The sequence below is a fragment of the Humibacter sp. genome (assembly GCF_051954055.1).
Lineage (GTDB): Bacteria > Actinomycetota > Actinomycetes > Actinomycetales > Microbacteriaceae > Humibacter.
Map to the genome: position 1 here is coordinate 1 of NZ_JBQCIE010000109.1, position 17071 is coordinate 17071.

Annotated in this window: 24 protein-coding genes and 2 pseudogenes; 23 read left to right on the forward strand and 3 right to left on the reverse strand. The window is 68.4% G+C overall.

All coding sequences use genetic code 11. The annotated features are described in order from the left end of the window. The first annotated feature begins 246 nt into the window (after positions 1 to 246). From ACTHNC_RS13715 to ACTHNC_RS13725, 3 genes and pseudogenes are all read left to right on the forward strand, one after another. Positions 247 to 639: a hypothetical protein gene (locus ACTHNC_RS13715; protein ID WP_440295168.1), complete on the forward strand. Its 393-nt coding sequence runs from the start codon at positions 247 to 249 to the stop codon at positions 637 to 639. A 271-nt stretch (positions 640 to 910) separates the two neighbouring features. Continuing rightward, entirely contained in the window at positions 911 to 1240 is a 330-nt protein-coding gene (locus tag ACTHNC_RS13720; RefSeq protein WP_440295169.1) for a hypothetical protein, read from the forward strand. Positions 1241 to 1402: 162 nt separating this feature from the next. After that, positions 1403 to 1519 (forward strand): annotated as a pseudogene (locus ACTHNC_RS13725) (hypothetical protein); the annotation flags it as partial. A 26-nt stretch (positions 1520 to 1545) separates the two neighbouring features. Here ACTHNC_RS13725 and ACTHNC_RS13730 read toward each other — a convergent pair. Then, entirely contained in the window at positions 1546 to 1683 is a 138-nt protein-coding gene (locus ACTHNC_RS13730) for a hypothetical protein (protein WP_440295248.1), read from the reverse strand. 25 nt (positions 1684 to 1708) lie between these two features. On the opposite strand from ACTHNC_RS13730, the gene ACTHNC_RS13735 reads away from it, so the two are divergent. The 14 genes and pseudogenes from ACTHNC_RS13735 to ACTHNC_RS13800 all read left to right on the forward strand — a co-directional run bounded on the left by ACTHNC_RS13735 (position 1709) and on the right by ACTHNC_RS13800 (position 7777). Continuing rightward, the gene (locus ACTHNC_RS13735) at positions 1709 to 2098 is read left to right on the forward strand and encodes a hypothetical protein (RefSeq protein ID WP_440295249.1); all 390 of its coding nucleotides are present in this window, start codon (positions 1709 to 1711) and stop codon (positions 2096 to 2098) included. After that, on the forward strand, positions 2089 to 2385 hold the full coding sequence (locus ACTHNC_RS13740; RefSeq protein ID WP_440295170.1) for a hypothetical protein: 297 nt from the start codon (positions 2089 to 2091) through the stop codon (positions 2383 to 2385). The genes ACTHNC_RS13735 and ACTHNC_RS13740 overlap by 10 nt, the downstream gene beginning before the upstream one ends. Beyond that, a complete protein-coding gene (locus tag ACTHNC_RS13745) occupies positions 2382 to 2777 on the forward strand; it encodes a VRR-NUC domain-containing protein (RefSeq protein ID WP_440295171.1) in 396 nt (131 codons plus the stop codon). The genes ACTHNC_RS13740 and ACTHNC_RS13745 overlap by 4 nt, the downstream gene beginning before the upstream one ends. A 142-nt stretch (positions 2778 to 2919) precedes the next feature. After that, positions 2920 to 3019: pseudogene (locus tag ACTHNC_RS13750) on the forward strand (LuxR C-terminal-related transcriptional regulator); the annotation flags it as partial. A 178-nt stretch (positions 3020 to 3197) separates the two neighbouring features. Further along, positions 3198 to 3491: a hypothetical protein gene (locus ACTHNC_RS13755; RefSeq protein WP_440295172.1), complete on the forward strand. Its 294-nt coding sequence runs from the start codon at positions 3198 to 3200 to the stop codon at positions 3489 to 3491. Next, positions 3488 to 3670 carry a hypothetical protein gene (locus ACTHNC_RS13760; RefSeq protein ID WP_440295173.1) on the forward strand — a complete coding sequence of 61 codons (183 nt, stop codon included), beginning with the start codon at positions 3488 to 3490 and terminating at the stop codon, positions 3668 to 3670. Before ACTHNC_RS13755 ends, ACTHNC_RS13760 begins: the two co-directional genes overlap by 4 nt. Further along, positions 3667 to 3879, forward strand: coding sequence for a hypothetical protein (locus tag ACTHNC_RS13765; protein ID WP_440295174.1), 213 nt, complete (start codon positions 3667 to 3669; stop codon positions 3877 to 3879). The genes ACTHNC_RS13760 and ACTHNC_RS13765 overlap by 4 nt, the downstream gene beginning before the upstream one ends. Then, positions 3879 to 4160 carry a hypothetical protein gene (locus ACTHNC_RS13770; protein ID WP_440295175.1) on the forward strand — a complete coding sequence of 94 codons (282 nt, stop codon included), beginning with the start codon at positions 3879 to 3881 and terminating at the stop codon, positions 4158 to 4160. Before ACTHNC_RS13765 ends, ACTHNC_RS13770 begins: the two co-directional genes overlap by 1 nt. Beyond that, entirely contained in the window at positions 4153 to 5610 is a 1458-nt protein-coding gene (locus tag ACTHNC_RS13775; RefSeq protein ID WP_440295176.1) for a hypothetical protein, read from the forward strand. Before ACTHNC_RS13770 ends, ACTHNC_RS13775 begins: the two co-directional genes overlap by 8 nt. Position 5611: 1 nt before the next feature. Further along, positions 5612 to 5854, forward strand: coding sequence for a hypothetical protein (locus ACTHNC_RS13780; RefSeq protein ID WP_440295177.1), 243 nt, complete (start codon positions 5612 to 5614; stop codon positions 5852 to 5854). After that, positions 5851 to 6048: a hypothetical protein gene (locus ACTHNC_RS13785; protein WP_440295178.1), complete on the forward strand. Its 198-nt coding sequence runs from the start codon at positions 5851 to 5853 to the stop codon at positions 6046 to 6048. The genes ACTHNC_RS13780 and ACTHNC_RS13785 overlap by 4 nt, the downstream gene beginning before the upstream one ends. After that, complete coding sequence (locus tag ACTHNC_RS13790) at positions 6045 to 6404, forward strand: hypothetical protein (RefSeq protein WP_440295179.1); 360 nt, start codon at positions 6045 to 6047, stop codon at positions 6402 to 6404. Before ACTHNC_RS13785 ends, ACTHNC_RS13790 begins: the two co-directional genes overlap by 4 nt. Before the next feature lie 33 nt (positions 6405 to 6437). Next, on the forward strand, positions 6438 to 6890 hold the full coding sequence (locus tag ACTHNC_RS13795; protein ID WP_440295180.1) for a hypothetical protein: 453 nt from the start codon (positions 6438 to 6440) through the stop codon (positions 6888 to 6890). 44 nt (positions 6891 to 6934) lie between these two features. Beyond that, the gene (locus ACTHNC_RS13800; protein ID WP_440295181.1) at positions 6935 to 7777 is read left to right on the forward strand and encodes a hypothetical protein; all 843 of its coding nucleotides are present in this window, start codon (positions 6935 to 6937) and stop codon (positions 7775 to 7777) included. Here the strand turns inward: ACTHNC_RS13800 and ACTHNC_RS13805 are convergent. Then, positions 7756 to 8784: an acyltransferase family protein gene (locus tag ACTHNC_RS13805; protein WP_440295182.1), complete on the reverse strand. Its 1029-nt coding sequence runs from the start codon at positions 8782 to 8784 to the stop codon at positions 7756 to 7758. The genes ACTHNC_RS13800 and ACTHNC_RS13805 overlap by 22 nt on opposite strands. Positions 8785 to 8787: 3 nt before the next feature. Further along, on the reverse strand, positions 8788 to 8961 hold the full coding sequence (locus ACTHNC_RS13810) for a hypothetical protein (protein WP_440295183.1): 174 nt from the start codon (positions 8959 to 8961) through the stop codon (positions 8788 to 8790). A 36-nt stretch (positions 8962 to 8997) separates the two neighbouring features. Here ACTHNC_RS13810 and ACTHNC_RS13815 point away from each other — a divergent pair, with 36 nt between their 5' ends. The 6 genes from ACTHNC_RS13815 to ACTHNC_RS13840 all read left to right on the forward strand — a co-directional run bounded on the left by ACTHNC_RS13815 (position 8998) and on the right by ACTHNC_RS13840 (position 17070). Continuing rightward, positions 8998 to 11388, forward strand: a complete 2391-nt coding sequence (locus ACTHNC_RS13815) for a hypothetical protein (RefSeq protein WP_440295184.1) — start codon at positions 8998 to 9000, stop codon at positions 11386 to 11388. Positions 11389 to 11399: 11 nt separating this feature from the next. Beyond that, a complete protein-coding gene (locus ACTHNC_RS13820) occupies positions 11400 to 11693 on the forward strand; it encodes a hypothetical protein (protein WP_440295185.1) in 294 nt (97 codons plus the stop codon). Between the two features lie 38 nt (positions 11694 to 11731). Next, a complete protein-coding gene (locus ACTHNC_RS13825; protein ID WP_440295186.1) occupies positions 11732 to 13954 on the forward strand; it encodes a hypothetical protein in 2223 nt (740 codons plus the stop codon). A 36-nt stretch (positions 13955 to 13990) separates the two neighbouring features. After that, a complete protein-coding gene (locus ACTHNC_RS13830) occupies positions 13991 to 15160 on the forward strand; it encodes a hypothetical protein (protein ID WP_440295187.1) in 1170 nt (389 codons plus the stop codon). A 32-nt stretch (positions 15161 to 15192) separates the two neighbouring features. Then, positions 15193 to 16509 carry a hypothetical protein gene (locus ACTHNC_RS13835; protein ID WP_440295188.1) on the forward strand — a complete coding sequence of 439 codons (1317 nt, stop codon included), beginning with the start codon at positions 15193 to 15195 and terminating at the stop codon, positions 16507 to 16509. A gap of 93 nt (positions 16510 to 16602) precedes the next feature. Beyond that, positions 16603 to 17070 (forward strand): hypothetical protein, encoded by a 468-nt coding sequence (locus tag ACTHNC_RS13840; protein ID WP_440295189.1) that lies wholly within the window; start codon positions 16603 to 16605, stop codon positions 17068 to 17070. The last annotated feature ends 1 nt before the right edge of the window (position 17071 follow it).

The following is a 17071-nucleotide window of genomic DNA, read 5'->3' on the forward strand; positions in this document are numbered from 1 at the left end:
GCGCCGCGCTGGAGGCGGGCGAGGCGGACACGCGCTCTACGGCCGGTATGCACACGCGCTGCACCGCTGGGATGGGCCGAGGGAAGGGGAAGTGCCCCAATGCGGCCACGCACCGCGTCCCGCTCAGGCAGGTCATGCCGAACGGTTATGTGCGCCACTCGTGGCTTGCCCGCTGCGAGCGCCACGCGCAGCGCCCCGACGCGGAACCCCTCGCCGCCGCCCGTTCCCCCCTCACGGAGACGACCGATGGCTGAGACGACGACGAAGATGCGGATTCCCGCGAAGTGGACCGACGACTGTCAAGGGAAGAAGGACTTCGACGGCACACTGGTGAGCATCAGCACGCGCTATTGGCCGCGTGGTGGCGGGTTCTCGATGATGTATCGCGACGAGCGGGGCGTCACGCAGTTCGGCACGAACACGAACCGAGACATCAAGCCGAGCGCCAACGCGTCCATCCACCTCGACTACTTCGACGCGGACGGCGATCCCGAGTATCAGGCGCTCGCGATGGAGGAGTTCGAGGCGGAAACCGAGGACGAGGTGAAGGCGCAGGTAGAAGCATGGGCCGCCACGCAGTACGCCCGCGTCGTCGCTGCCATGCGGCGCGAGTTTCTGCCCGAGGTGCCCAATGGCTGACACCCCCGCCCCGGCGGCAGGGACGCCGGAACCGACGCTGTGTCATTGCGGGCACGCCGCGAGTAAGCATCGGCCGACACGTACCGGCAAGTCGCATTGTCAGGATTGCTGCGCGCCCGGAGAAACCGAGTGCTATCACGAGTTTTGGCCCGCTCGATCAGCCTCGGTTCACGACCGATTCTGCCCCCTGCACGGCGTCCTGCCGGCCCTTCCAACCGACGGAGGGTCATGGTGGCAGTGTCCTGACTGTTCGCACAATAAGACGGCGTCCTTGTCGGCCCCCGCCGAGACGCCGCCCGCCGCCGAGCCGCGCACGCCGATCTACCGCTGCAACACCGAAGGCTGTTCCGCTGGCGATTGCGAGAACTGTCTCGCCGTGGCCGAGCTGCGCGCCGCGCTGGAGGCGGGCGCGGCGGATACGCCGAAGCGGTCGAACTCGGTGCTGCTGTGGGCGGCTGACGCGGCGTTGCAGACGTGGCAGCGCGGCCTCCCGATGGAGGTGGCGATGGGCGACCTCGACTTGGCGCTGAACGCGTTTCGTGGTCCCGACGATGAGCCCTCTGCTTTTGCCGCCCCCCTCACGGAGACGACCGATGGCTGAGACGACACCAGCGTACACCCGCGACCGCGAGAAGTGCGTCGTGTGCGGGCACTATCTCGGCTCGCACGACGGACTGCCGCCATACAAGTGCATGATCGGTGACTGCGTGTGTGGCGTGTTCGTGCCGCGTGCCGATCATCCCCCAATCCGGGACGGTGCCCAATGACTGACGCCACCCCCGCCCCGGCGGCGAGGACGCCGGAACCGCTGCTGGCCGCGTGTCCGGTGTGTGCGGCACCGGCTGGCTCGCCGTGCGTGAACACGGAGGACGGCCTGCCGCGCTTCGCCCCGCACTCGCGCCGCTATCAGGCCGCCCCCGCCGAGACGCCGCCCGCCGCCGAGCCGCCGTGCCCGACATGCAGCGGGAAGAAGCTCGTCTGCACGAGCATCGGTGCGTGCCCGACCTGCCAGCCCACCCCCGCCGTGCCCCCCACCGACGGCACGACCGCGCCGGCTACGCTCCAACAGGTGAGCGAGTGGTCGAACCGCGCGCTGATGTTCATGGCGACATACGCCTACGGGTTCGCTGAGTTGGACCCGGCGGTAGATGCCGTCCACAAGCTCGCTCAGTTGGCCCGCCGTGCGCTCGGACCGCAGGGTGAAGCCGATATGACGTGGAACGTCCGCAACGATCCGCCCTGCGCTGCCGCCTTCGCACTGGGCCGCAGCGAAATGGCCGAAGCCCTCACCGCCGAGCGCGCCGCGCAGGAGCAGGCCGAGGCGCTGCTGCGGGAGTGCGAGTCGGCAATTCTGGCCGCGATCGTGGATGAGGACGGCCTCGACGCCAAGCGCGGGTGGGCATTGTGCGACCGCATCCGCGCCACGCTGGCCGTCCCCCCGGAGGCGCCATGCGACTGATCGGGGAAGCGCTCGGATTCGTCGGCTCGCTGATCCTGGCGTGGGCCGTGTGGGTGACGCTCCGTGCGATTGCGCTCAAGCTGTGGCGTGCGGGCTGCTGCGCCCGTGGGTATCACCGGGAGACTGTGGAAAGCCGGGACGTGGTGAAGACGACGCGGACCCCGTATGGCTCCTACCGGATCGGCTCGCACCGCCAAACCGTCCTCCGCTGTCTGGACTGCCCGCACGAGGTGGTGCTGTCGGACGACACCGTGTTCACCCCCAGCCGGCGGGTGCGCGCCGCATGAGCCGCGACACCGAGCACCAAGAGCAATCCCTGCTGTTCCAGTGGATCGCGCTGGAGACGCCGCGGCATCCCGAGTTGGGGCTGTGCTTCGCGGTGCCGAACTTCGCGGGCTTCCACGGCTCGCAGGTCGCCCGCATGCGCTCGGGGTCCAGAGCGAAGGCGGAAGGCCGCAAGAAAGGCGTTCCCGACATCTGCCTCCCCGTCCCGCGTGGCGCGTTCCACGGGCTGTTCATCGAGTTGAAAGCCAAGGGGGGCCGTCCCTCGCCGGAGCAGCGCCAGTGGCTCCAAGCCCTGAGAGAGCAGGGCTACGCCGCCCATCTGTGCGTCGGCTGGGACGACGCCCGACAGACGATCACCGATTACCTCGCCCTCCCCTCACACGCTGCCGCATGACGCACTTCGAGCGCCCCACCTTCAGCGTCCCCACCTCAGGCCGTGACCCGACGACCTGTTCCCATGGCTGGCGCGATCCTCGAGGAACGTGCGTGTTCTGCGGGCACCGCGAGCCACCCGAGCCCACGCCGCCATGAGCGCCCGCCTCTCAGCGCGTGAGATGGAGGTGGCGCGACTGATTGCCGAGGATCTGGCCGACAAGGAAGTGGCCGACATCCTCCAAATCAGCATCCGCACCGTCCAGTCCTACCTCGATCGCATCGCCCGAAAGATCGGGGCGGTTCGTGCCACCGTCGCCCGTCGTCGGGCAATCCGGCAATGGGTGGAGGATGCGGAGTCCGAGACGCGTCACGCCGCCTAGCCGCGTGTAGGTAGTTTTGCGGGCACGACAACACCGCTCGTGCGCGGCATCTTACGACCGTGCTTGACATCATTGTCCCGCAATGGCTCGACGAGCCAGAGCGCGCCGAGGCGGTCTCCGTGGCTGCCGAGGAACGCAACCTCAAGATCGCCCGCGAGACCGGCCAGCATTGCCTACCGACGTCCTCCTTCGATTGGGAGGACATTTTCGTTTCTGGGCATCCGCACGGCGCCCTGCCCGTGCCGCTCGCTCGTGAGACGCTGACCCGGAAGGCCAACCGTCGCCGCTGGGCTGCGCAGAAGGCGCGTCGCTCCGGTCGGGACGCGCTGGCCCGCGCCATCATGGCCGCGTGACCAAGGCCGAGCGGAAGAAGCGGGACCGCGCCATCGAGCGCGAATTGCTGGTGATCCACCGCACGTTCCGCGTCGCCCGATTGGTTGGCGACTGGCGCTCCACCTACGCCCAGCAGGCCTGGAGCCGCACGCTCAATACGTGGGTGCGGGAACAGGTCTCTTGCTACGCCGCCGCGTGACCCCCTCCCGCAAGCTCGCTCTCACACTGGGCATCCTGCTCGGGCTGGCCTTCGCCACGAGCTGCACCGAGCCCACCGCTCCGCAGCCCCTCGTCTCGTGCCACCCGCAGGTCATCCAGACCCCGCAGGGACCGTGGGTGACGGGCCAGCAGGTGTGCGACGTGACCGACCCCACGACCGGTCAGGGCCACACCGAGGTTCGGCCATAGTGACCGAACGGGGCAGCAAACAAGTGACGTCTGTTGCGCGCCGGAAGCCGCCGGCTGCTGGCAAGGGGCGCAAGAAGGGCTCGCTCAACAAGACGACAGCCTCGGTCAAGCAGGCGCTCATCGACGCCTTCGAGAAGATGGGCGGCGTGCCCTCGCTCGTGACGTGGGGCAAGGAGCACCCGACCGAGTTCTACAAGCTGTACGTCAAGCTGCTGCCCACCGATGTCCAGTTGTCGGGCAAGGACGGCGAACCGCTCAAGGTGATCTTCACCCATGAGTGAGCTGCGCCTCCCCGCTCCCTTGCCGCATCAGGTGCCGGTGCTCGCATCAGACGCGCGGTTCCTGCTCTGGCGGGCTGGCCGACGGACGGGGAAGTCGCGCGCTGAACTGATCGCCGGCACGGCAGGCCGTGGGTCACGGCGTCAGTTCAAGGGGATGCTCCAGGGCGGGCAAATCGCGTGGTTCGCGCCGGACTACAAGCAGGCGCAAGCCATCTGGCGTGAGGAGATCCGTCCGCGCTTCTCAGCCGTGCAGGGGGCTGACGTGTCCGAAGTGGAGAAGCGGGTCTCCATCCCTGGTCTAGGCTCGCTGCAACTGCTGTCGGCCGAGAATATCGACGCGGCGCGTGGCTGGAAGCTGGACGCGGCACTCTGCGACGAGTCGGCCTACTGGGATCTGGAGTACGGCTGGAACGCCGTCATCCGTCCCGCCTTGGCTGACCGGCAGGGGTGGGCGATGTTCGGCTCCACGACCAACGCGGGACTGGACGGGAACGCGCTCAAGCGGGTGCCGTCCTACTTCAACGTGCTGTGCGAGCGGTCGGAGCGTGGGGAACTGGGGCCGGAGTGGGCGACGTTCCACAACCGGACGGAGGACAACCCGAAGATCCCGCGCGCCGAGATCCTGACGCTCCGCGCCGAGTATCCCGAAGGCTCCGCGACCGCAGCGCAGGAACTGGACGCCGAACTGGGCGTGATGGGTGGGCGGTTCTACGACCTTGAGCGCAAGCGCCACGTCGTTCCGCGGGCCGACCTGCCGGAGACGCTGCCGCCCTGGTGGGAATACTGGGGCGCCTTCGACTGGGGGTTCGCGCACTGGGCCACGTTCGGTGTGTTCTGCCGGACGAAGGAAGGGGCGATCATCCTGCTCGATACGGCGTGGATGCGCCGCCAGCAGGACGACGAACTGGCCGAAGGTTGCAAGCGGTGCTGGACGGATCAGGGGCTCGTGCTGGCGCAGATGGTCGAGGTGTACGCCGGCCATGACGTGCGGGCGAAGCCGATGGCCCGTGGGGCGCCGGGCGTCTCGACGCAGGAAGTCTTTGCCGCGCATGGCGTCTACCTGACGCTGGCGGACAACGACCGGGCGAATGGGGCGAGAGTGGTGCGCCGGCTCATGGCGCTGTCCGACGACAGCCGGAGCCAAGGCTTCTACATCGTGGACACGCCGGGCAATCGGCGGGTGGTGGCGCAGTTGGAGTCCATCGTCCCCGACCCGAACGACATCAACAAGCCGCTCAAGGTGGACGCGGACCAGGACGGCAAGGGCGGCGATGACGGGGCCGACATGGTGCGCTATGCGCTCGCCACGCGTGTTCCGCTGCCGACGGAGCCCGCCAAGCACCAAGACCCGTGGCAGCCGGGCCACGACGCCAACGCGCTCGTCCCGCTCATCGACACGACGGGCGAGGCCGAGATCGGCGGCGGTGGCATTTCCTCGTGGGGGTTCTGAGATGGGCAAATCCACGCATCCCTTCGTGCTCAAGATGAACGAGGCGAAGGCGTTCCACCGCGCGATGCGGGCGGGTGAGCACAAGGAGCCGAAGGGCACCGAGCGGAGTGCCGAGCTGGCCGTGGAGGACACGGTGGCCGACACGAACGCGGCCAAGGGGACGCGCTACCTGACGCTGACGCACAAGCAGCCAAGCGACGCCCCACCCCCCAAGGGCGTGCTCTCCATCGTGGTGCCGAAGTGAGCACGATCGCCCTCTCGCCCGTGGAAGTGCAGCTCGTGACGCTTGCCACGCGCGCCAAGCAGGAGCGGGACGCGGCCTCACAGCGGGCCTTCGAGGCCGATCTGGCGCCCCTCATCGCGGCGCATGACCTCACGGGCCTCTCGGTCAAGGTCGTGGACCATGAGGGCGGACTCGCGCTCGAGGTGAGCCCGTGAGTCCGGTGGTCAGTGGCGCCGGCGCGCTCGACCTGATCGGCAGCGAGATCCGCGACGACTTTCTCGCCGAGCGTCGCGAAGACTTCTCTCGGGTTCAGCTACGCCCGAACCGCGGCCTGTTTCAGCCATCCGCAGAGGACTACGGCGTCGCGCTGGCTCGCACCATCCAACAGCAAAATCGTCGGCTCTACCGCAAGCTGCTGAAACGGGCCAAGGCCGCTCGTGGGCTCGTCCCCGTGACCAATGACAAGGGCGACGCCAAGCGGGCGCTGGCCCAGATCGTTGGCGCCTCCGGCCGGCAGCGTCGCAAGGCCCGCAAGGCCATCCAGCGCGCGATGCGCGAACAGCAGTCGTAACCCACCCAACCCTCCCTCGGTCAACCCGCCCCCATGATTCCCACTCGCGAACGCCAACTCGTCCACGCCGCGACCGGCTGGCAAGGCAAGATCACCGGCACCAACGTCGCCGTCAGTGGCACGCTGGCGCGCACTGACCTGGACGGCAACACGGGCTCCGTGTCCGCGACGCAGCCGCTCGCCGGGGCGGGCTCGCTCGGGCCGGGCACCTACTACTACGCCATCCCGACGGCGGGCTGTTCGGCGCTGGACGTGACGCTCCGCGCCTCCACGGTGACGGGGACGCACACGATCACGCTCTACGCCACCCTGTCGGACAACATCACGATCAAGGGGACGGCGACCAGTGTCACGGCGCTGACCGCGAACACGCAGGCGACGACCAGCGTCACGACGCTCCGGGGCGAGCGGATCTGGATCTTGAAGATCGTGGTCAACGCGGCGAGCGCGCTCGTGTTCGACCAGGCGGACGCGTCGGCGCTCTGATGTTCCTGTTTCAGCGTAGGCGGCGGCGGCAGGCGGGCGCCGGGGTGAACCACAACCCGGCGCAGCCCACCGTTTCTGCGGGCACGCCCACCAGTTCAGGGGTGACGCTCACCGGCTCGGCATTCTCCGACTTCGACGGCGACACCCACGCGGCGAGCCAGTGGCAGGTCACGACCAGCGCCGATACCGGCTATGCCTCGCCGGTCATCTCGACGGGCGACGACGCCAGCAACCTCACGAGCTACGCGGCGACGGGCCTCACCGCTTCGACGGCCTACATCGCCCGCGTGCGGTACAAGGACTCGGCGGGGAACTACTCGGCGTGGAGTGCCAACGCGTCCTTCACGACGGCGGCGGGTGGCTTTGCGGCGATTACTGACTCGTTCACCCGCACGAACGCCTCGTCGCTCGGCAATGCTGACACTGGGCAGGCGTGGGCGGTCAGCAGCGGGACCTGGAGCACGAACGGCTCGCAGGCCACCAGCGCGAGCACGGTCTCCGTCGCCTTCATCGACTCCGCGACGGCCAACCGGACGATCTCGGTCAAGCTCGCCGACCTGACGAACGCGCACGGCCTCGCGTTCATGTACGCGAACAGCAGCAACTACTACCGCTACTACTACTCGTCCGGCACGCTGTTCCTGCAATCCGTCATCGCGGGCTCCGGGGCCGCCGTCATCAGCCCGGCGCAGACGCTCTCGCCCGGTGACGTGCTCAAGGTCATCATCTCGGGCGGCACGTTTACCTGTCAGGTGAACGACGTCACCATCGCTGGCGGTGGCAATCTCACGCCGAACGCTGCGCTTGCCGCGAACACGAAGGACGGCATGTACATGGGCGGCCTCGCCGGTGGCCTGTTCGACAACTACACGGTGACGACGCCGTGAGCCGGCGCGCGACGGAACGGCCGCTCGATCAGGTACGTGCTCACCACGGCACAGCCCACCGCCAGCGCCACATTGAGTGGGAAGCTGGCGGTCGTGGCGGCGCTTGTCCGGTTCAGGAACAGCTGCTGCCAGAGGTAGAGCGCGTAGGAGATGCCGCCGAGCCACACGGCGAGCGGGTGATTGAGGAGCCGGCCCGCGTAGCCCTCAGGCCAGCGGACGACATGCTCGAGCGCGACGAGAATGGCCGCGTTCACCAGCGTCTCCCCGATGAGCAGGCCGGGCCGGTAGCGCAGGCTCACGGCGAGCCCGGCGAGCAGCAGCGCGGGCACGAGCCAGCGCGACCGGATCGCGCGGACGTACCAGTCATGCGTCATCCACCGCTCGCGGCAGAGGGCGAGCAGGCACCCGGTCGCCAGCGCGTCAGCGGTCGTCTCGAAGCTCGTCCCGATGAGCAGGAGATGACCTGTCGTGGCGTCCAGGACGCGGATCACGGGCACGAGGGCGACCACCGCGGCGGCGATCCAGACCGCGCGACGACGGCCCGCCCAGAGCAGCGTGACCGGCCAGACGAGGTAGAACTGCTCTTCGACAGCCAAGCTCCACAGATGGCCCACCGGCCACGCGCGGTGCGTGTCGTAGTTGATCGTGTAGGTGAGGGCACGCCACAGATCGTTCGCGGGCACGGCGATCGCACCCCAGGCGGCGAGCGCGACCACGACGCCAAGAAAGACGAGGTAGGCCGGCACGATCCGCAGGGCGCGGCGTTGGTAGAAGCGGCCGAGTCGGATCGTGTCGCTCCGCTCGTACTCCGTGAGGAGCAGCGCCGTGATGAGGAAGCCCGACAGCACGAAGAAGACGCGGACGCCGAGCGCGGCCAGGTCCACGTAGGGGCCGTTGAGGATCGGGCTCAGGCTCGCCGGAAAGGACCGCGTGCCGGTCAGGTGGCCGAGCAGGACGGCCAGAATCGCGACGGCTCTAAGGCCGTCCAGCGAGGGGAATCGACGCACGCCCTAGCTAACGCGGCGGGCGACCGTCTCCCACTGCGGCTGTTGGCTGCCCCACGGCTCCGGCTCCGGGTCGGTCAGGATCTCCGTCGCCACGTACCAGCGGAGATGGCACCACGTGCCGTCCGACAGGCGCGTGGGCAGCCATGCGAACCGTTCCCGTTCACGACGTTCCGGCATGCGGGGAACATGCACATGGCTGGGGAGGCGCGCTAGATGACGGTCACTCTGGACCGCACGCAGCTCCCGGTCGCGGCGCGGCAGAAGCCAGATTGGGCGGCCTATGCGGCGCTGGGCGTCAAGTCGGCCGCGGCGGGATTCCGGTTCGCCGATCCGACGACCGGCCTGACGCACTGCAAGCTGACCGATGCCTCCAGCCCATCGGGTGGGACGTCGGGCATCAACACCCCCTACTCGTCGGCGGGGCTCCACGTCTCCGGCCCGTGGGGGGCGGCTAGCGATCAATACACGCTCTACGTCGAGGACGGCACGTCCGGGTCCGGCTATCTGGTCGATTTCCAGCGCGGCGGCGGGCCGTCGAACGTGCGGCGGGCGGGGGCGTCGAACGCGTGGAACTCCGACTTGCGGGGCACGTTCAGCTACAACGCCGCCACGCCGCAGATCGCCTACTACGCGAACGGGCTCACGCTCTATCGCTACAACACGGCAACGAACGCGCTGGCCGCGAGCGGGAACTTCCCCGCCGACTTCACGGCCTTGGCGGCGAAGGCTGGGGTGGGGGGGACCCAGTTGCAGCACGTCCAGACGGACATCAACGACCGCTGGTTCGTGTTCATCCTCGGGGACGCGATCTGTGCGTGGGACTCGCAGACCGCCGCGACCGACGCGATCTACGTGGCGGACTTTACGGCCACGTTCGGACACGACATCGACGAGCCGCACTTCGACAAGAACGGCCGCTACGTCCTGATGGTGCTGGCCAGTGGACGGAACGTCTGCTACTGGGATCTCCAGACCGACACCTTCTCCGACACGCTCCCGACCGGCACGCAGTGGTCGCACACGGAGGCGATGAAGGGACTGTTCCTCGGGGCCGATGCCTACACCGCCTTCGGCTACCAGCAGACCTACACCCCGACGCCGCTCTCGGGTGGACGGGCGGCCTCGCCGGTCGCGATCGACGCGACGAAGCTCGCCTCCGTGCTGCCCGACTCGCAGTTCGGCGCGAGCGTTGGCGGCTCGCACCGTTCAGGGCAGTACGTCGATCAGGCCGCGACCGGCACGAGTCAGGTCGCCATCATCGACGTCAACGCGATCAACGGGAAGGTCACGCCCGGCGCGTGGTCGCTCAACAGCGGTTCCATCTATCAGGCGACGTTCAGTTACCAGTACCAGCAGGGCACGACCGGCGTCAATGACGTCCTACAGCTCGCCTCGGATGGGAACACGATCGCGGCTCGGCTGACGCCCGCGGCGAGCCTCGCTGCGATGACGGCCGGCTCGTGGTTCGTGTCAGGCACGACGGTCTACGTGTGGCGCACCGACAGCGCCTCCCCTGACGGGACGACGCATCAGGTGGTGGTGAAGGTCGCGCAGGTCTGCGACGACGGCATCGCGTCGGTCGTGATGGACGGCAGCGATGTCCGGCTCGCCGGGCACCACTACTCGTTCTACAACGGCTACTACACCGAGCCGCACACGACACAATCGAGGGACGGGCTGCTCGTCGTCTACGGCTCCAACCAGGGCGACAAGGCGCACCGCACCGACGTGTTCGTGGTCGAGATGCCGACCACCGGCGCCAGCACCGCCGACCACCTCGCCGTCACCACCGAGCCCTCCGCGAGCACGCAGTCAGGCGTCGCGCACGCGCAGCAGCCTGCCGGCGTAGTGCAGGATTCCGGCAACGCCACGGTCACCAGCGACACGAGCACCATCACCGCGACGTGGGTGCCGGATGCCGGTGGGGTGGGCGTCGCCGCTGGGACGACGAGCGTGGTGGCGAGTGCGGGCGTGTGGACGTTCGTCGGCACTGACCTGCATGTGAATGCCCCGCTCGGTGAGACGGGCCACTACACCTTCACCGACTCGGACGGTGCTGTCACCGGCGCGGATTCCTCCACGATCACCATCACGGCCGAGCCGGTCGTGCCAGCCGGTGAGCCCACCACGACCGCCCTCCCCGGTCCGGTGGACTGGTGGCGCCCGCAGGCCCAGCGCGCCGGCCTCAAGGTGGTCGTCGCCCCGAGCCCCTTGCTTGGCACGGGTGGCGTCGTTGGCGTGGCCTCCAACACGGTGACCGTCCACATCCCCGTGGGGCGCGTGCGGGTCGCTGTCCTGTCGCTCGCGCTGGACGCAATGGTCGCTGCCGCAGGATCAGGCACGATCACCGTGCAGGTCTCCAAGGTCACCGCCGCTGGTGTGGTCTCGCCGCTCACCTCGGCCACGAGTGTCAAGTCGGACGTCGTGACGGCGGCTGGCAATATCGCGCTCCCCATGCTCGCCAGCGTCTTCGACTCCACCTCTGGCGCTCGGGTGATCGACGGGACGCAGGGGGATTTCCTCCGCGTGGACCTGGTGGCGTCCAGCACGATCAGCACGCAACCGCAACTGCGCGTCGTCGCCGAACTGGCCGTCACGGGATAACCGACCCTCACATGCAGACTTTCCTGACCGTGGCCCTCCTCGTGGGGGCCGCGCTGCTTTCCGGCTCCTACCTCTGGCGCGACATCCTCCCGCTGCTGGACCGGCTCGTGGCCGTGCAGGAACGCCGCTACGTGCCCGTGCAGGAGAAGGCGGCGGAACCGATGCCAGCCCATCTGGAGCAGGCGGCGATGGCGTGGGGGACGGAACAGGCCCGCGACGACACGCTGACCGCCATGCGGGAAGCCTACGCGGAGCTCGGCGACTGGACCCTTGTGGCCTCTCGCTTCTCGGGTGACCTGTCGTGAGTAGCCCCGTGCCTCCGGTGCGCCCGCCTCGTGGGTCCGTGGACGACGAGTCCATGCTCGATAGCATGGCGGAACAGGCCGCGCAGCCCGTCCTCGGCTCCGACCCCGAGCACCTGTCGGGCGTGAGCGAGTTCGCCGGCCCAACGCCGGACAGCAGCGCCATGGAGCCCGCCGAGCAGGAGCCAGCGGAACAGCCGCTCGCCGTGCGCGATCCGCAGGTCATCCGCGCGGCCACGGCCCTGTACGGCTCCGACTTCCCCCTCTTGAAGCAGTCGGACCCGTCGGACGACGCGTGGAGCCGCTGGGCGGAAGGGCTCTGGGACCGCCATCGGGCGGGGATGCAGAAGGTGCTGCACTTGGTGGAACGCAACCGCGCCTTCCGCCGTGGCGATCAGTGGGTGGCCTCCCGTGGCCTTGGCCCGTGGCGGGAACCGCCAAAGCCCCGCGATGCCGTGCGTGCAGTAGAAAACGTCATCAAGCCGGCGCTGGACCAGCGGGTGCAGATCCTCCGCGAGCAGGTGCCGGGCTTTAGGACTCGGCCGACCACGCAGGACGTGGACAGCCAGAAGAAGGCGGAAGCGCAGCAGATGGCGCTGGAGTACAGCTACCACGAGCAGGACATGGCCCAGGTCTTGGCGGAAGCCGCCTACTGGGTCGGTACCGATGGGGTGTCATTCCTCGGCCCCTACTGGCACCCCGACGAAGGGCCGTGGTCGGAGACGGAGCAGGCCCCGATGGGCGACGCCCGGACCTGCGTGTACCGGATCGAACAGGTGCGCGTGAGTGCCAATGCGACGGCCACGGAAGCGCCGCATTACTGGATCGTCCGCGAGACCATCCCCACGGCGCAAGCGGTCGCCCAGCACGGCCCGCAGGTGGTGAGCAAGGAGCGGCAGTCGGATGGGAGTGATGTGGCTGCCCTCATGGGCACCGACCGGATCGGCATGGACGCGCCGGCGATTGATGAGCTGTTCCGCGAGCAGGACACGGTGGACCGCTTCACCGTCTACTGCGAGCGGAGCCAGTTCTTGCCCAAGGGGCTGACGCTCATCACGGTCGGCGACGTGACGGTGTTCGTCGGCCCGCTCCTCTACTCCGTGGTTCCCCTCGTTCGGATGACGGACGGGTCGAGCGATCCGGCGTTCTTCCCCGAGCCGGTGATGAACGACTGGGTGCCGCACCAGATCCGCATCAACGCGCTGGTCTCCAAGTGGATCGAGTCCATCCGCGTCAACGCGGGCGGGCGGTTCCTCATGAAGTCGGGCGTCGTCGCCACGGAAACGCTGGTCGGTGGCACGACGAGCGTGCTGGAAGTGAAGGGCGCCTTCAACTCCATCAACGAAGCCATGACCCCGGTGAATGGCTTCTCGGTGGGCAACGACGTCAAGGACGCGCTGGAGCGGGAACGCACGACGTTCGAGCAGAAGTCGGGGTGGAACGATGCCTCCCGTGGTTCCTTCTCCAACGACGCGTCTGGCCGGGCCATCTTGGCCGTGCGCGAGCAACTGGAGCGCACCTTTGCGCCCGGCGTGGCTGCTGCTGCCAATGCGATGCAGCGGTGGGGCGAGATCGTGCTCCACATCTACCGCGCCATGCTCTCCGTGCCGCGCACGATGGCGATTGCGGGCAAGGGGCGGCCGGACCTCGGTCGGCAATTGACGGCGGAAGACTTCGACGGCGTGGCGCAGGTCGAGATCGACGCGGAGACGCTGATGCCGATGCCGCGCACACTGAAACTGTCGTTGCTCCAGCAGCTCTACCAGAGCCAGCTAATCAGCGCGCAGGAGTACCGGAGACGCCTTCCGTTCGCCTTCACTGGGGCCATTGAGACGCCGGACGACACGCAGGACGCGAGAGCGCAGCGGGTGGTCGATGCCATTCGGCAGGGCCAGCCCGTGCCGGAAGTCCGCTGGGTCGATAACGAAGCGATTCATCAGGATGCGCTGGAGCGGGAGATCCTGCTGCAAGACGATCTGCCACCCGAGATCATCGCCGTGGCGATGCAGCGGTGGACGCAGCTCGCTCAACAGGCGCAGATGAAGCAGGGCGGGATGATGCCGCCGATGGGCGCACCAAATGGTGGCCCATCGGCCCCGCCGAACGACCCCGCCCATGTGCTGCCGGGCGGACCGCCGGACCCTGCACCCTTGGACCCGGCCCAAGCGCCCGTGATCGGGCAGAACTCGTCCGTCGCCGCGCAGCCCGTCCAGAGCGACGAGCAGCAAGCGGCCCAGCGGTTCGACGCGATGAGCCACCTGTAGGACTCACTCCTCATAATCCCCATGTCCACGACTCCGATGCCCAGCCCGGCAGCGGCGGCGGCAGCTACGTCTGCCCCCGTCTCTGACGCCCCTGCGGTGGAAGTCGTGTCTTCGGACACGCCCGCCCCGCTCGACCTCAAGTCCATCTCCGACGAGCAACTGGCGGCCCGCTACGCCATCCCGACGAGCGACGCCGAGCCGGAGGTCGTGATCCAGCGCGATCCGGCGCCTGAGAGCCAGCCAGAGGCCGCCGCGGAGGTGCCGGATGGTGAGGACCCACCCGCCGAGCCGGAAGCCGACAAGGAGCCGGCCGCGGAGGCGCCGAAGCCGATCACGCAGTTCGCCCTCTACGACGGCGAAGGGGAGGTGGAAGTCCCGCCCCTCTTTGTCTCGTTCAAGGCGGGCGGCAAGGAATACGAGAAGGTGCCGCTGGACAAGGTCGTCCGCATGGCGCAGTCGGCCCCGCTGGCGGAGCGGTTCCGCGAAGCCGCCGAGAAACTGCCCACCGTCGAGCAGCAGGTCACCGAGACGCAGACGCGCTACGAGCAACTGCGGGCCGAGGCCGAACAGAACAACGCCCTCTACGAACGACTGCTCCAGAACCCGGACCTCTACGTCCAGGCGGTGGAGAAGTACAACGAATTGCAGAGCCCGGAGGCGAGAGCCGTCCGCGCCGAGCAGGAAGCTGCGGCCTTGCGGCAGCAGCAGCAGGACACCAAGCGCCAGTCCGAGACCCAGCAGACCCTCGTCGCCGCGAGTCAGTACGCCGCGACGAAGATCGCCCCGGTCATCGACGGGCTGGCCGAGCAGTACCGCGGTCTCCTCGATCTGGAGGAGCTGACGGACCGCTTCCACACCCTGACCGCGGACCTGCTCGAAGCAGGACCGAACGGCAAGGCGTGGGTGCCCCCGTCCAAGCTCCCCGAAGTCGAACGGCGAGTCCAGACCGACCTGACCGACTGGGCCGCCGCCCGAGCGAATGCTCGCAAGGCCGCTCAGACCTCGCAGGTGAAGCAGGCAGACGCGCAAGTGCAGCGAGCCCAGACGGACGCGCAGATGGCCAAGCGGCAACTGGCCCGCGCCACGGCCCCGGCCCGCACCGCCGTCGCACCTGACGCCCCCCGCGAGAAGCCCATCCGCACCTCACAGGACGCCGTCGAAGCCTCGTTGGAGCGCGTGCGACGGATGGTCCAACAGGGCGGCTAATCCCTCCATCCCGCAGTTAGGAGTTCCCTTCCATGCCGGCACCCACCGTCATCACTGATACCGAAATCAGTGGTGTCCTCAAGAACGTCTACTCGGACATCCGCACCGAGATCTTTCCCAAGTCCACCCCCCTCCTGGCCAACGTCCGCAAGGGCGGCCGGGGTGGAGCCCATAACCTCACCTGGGGCGGCAACGGCGTCTACGGCGACGCGGTCCTGACCCGTCCCGTCGGCCTCAACGCGTCGCAGGCCGGTTATCTGGCCAAGGACGCCGCTGCGACGGAGAAGCAGTTCGTCCTCGGCATCAAACGGCTCTACGTGACGCGCCAGCTCGACGGGCTCGTCATCAAGGGCACCGCGTCGAAGGAAGCCGCGTTCATCTCCATCGCACGCAAGGTGCTGGGCGAGGCCAAGTCGGCCTTCGAGCTCGGCATGCAGGAAGTGCTGCACGGTGACGCCCGCGCCATCAAGGGCATCGTCGCCTCCTCGGCCGACACCACGCACGCCGTGGTGACGAGCCCCTACGGCGTGTCTGGCGCTGGGCAGGGCGGGCTGCTGCTCGACGCGGGGATGCAGATCGCCGTCTACGCGTCGGACCTGACCACGCTCCGCGGCCAGTCGCTCATCTCCTCGGTGAGCAATTCGGGCGACAACTGCTCCATCGTGCTCGCCACGGCGGTCACGGGCCTCACCGGCACGGACGTGATCGTGTCGGCCTCGCCGAACCTCTCGACGGACACCTCGCTCAACGCGAATCCGAACGGGCTGATGAACATCACCAACCGCGGGGGCTCGTATGCCTCGCTCCACTCCCTGTCGCAGAGCACGTATGCGCGCTGGGATGCGGTCAGGATGGTGGCCGGGACGGACACGCCGGACGCGAACCAGCCGACCGAGATGGACATCTACGACCTGATCATGAAGGTCGCCGGCCGGTCGGGCAAGAACGCGCGCAGCACGCCGAAGGAGTTCCTGCTCCTCACCACGCCGGGCATCGAGAAGAAGCTGGCCGAGTCGTTCCTCGGGCAGCGTCGGTTCGACATGTCCTCGCAGATCGAGCTGGAAGGCGGGTTCACCGGCGTCAACATCTGCGGGATCGCCTGCGTCTCCGACGTGTGGTGCCCCCGCGGGACGGTGTACCTCGTCCACCTGCCCAGCCTCCTCTGGGTGGATGCGAAGGACTTCGGGCAGGTGCAGTTCGAGGATTCCGGCGCGTGGCGGTTCATCTCCGGCCGCGACGCGTTCGAGACCTCGTTCGGCGTCTACATGGAGTTCGGCACCGCCAACCGCGCGGCGCACGGTTCCATCACGGGCTACACGGATACCAGCAACTACGGGTTCGTGGTCTAACCCGACCCAGCATGACGCTTGACGCCAGCGGGCGCTCACTTCCGAGCGCCCGTTGTGCGTCGGTCCCCCCAGACTGACGGGAGTACGTACCACATGGCTTTCACGGATTTCTTCCGGCCGAAGGTTGCGCAGCGGAACGGCATTCAGCCGGTGCTGGCCCATACGCAACTGATCGGCACGGGCGGCACGGTTGCCGTCGCGACTTCGACCGTCTCGGTCCACATCCCCGTGGGTCGAGTCAAGGTCTCCATCCTCTCCCTCGCCATCGACGCGCTCGTGGCCGCGGCCGGCTCTGGTGCCATCACGGTGCAGGTCTTCGCCGTCAAGGGCGGCTCGGCCACCGCGATCACCGCGGCGACGAGCCTCAAGAACGATGTCGTCACGGCGGCGGGCAACTTCGCCCTCGCCATCACGTCCACCTACTTCGACGGCGCCGGCAACGCGACGCGCGTGATCGACGGCACGTCGGGCGACTTCATCCGCGTCGATATCGTCGCGGCTGGGACGGTCACGACGCAGCCGCAGTGCATGATCGTCGCCGAGCTCGCGGTCAAGGAGTGAC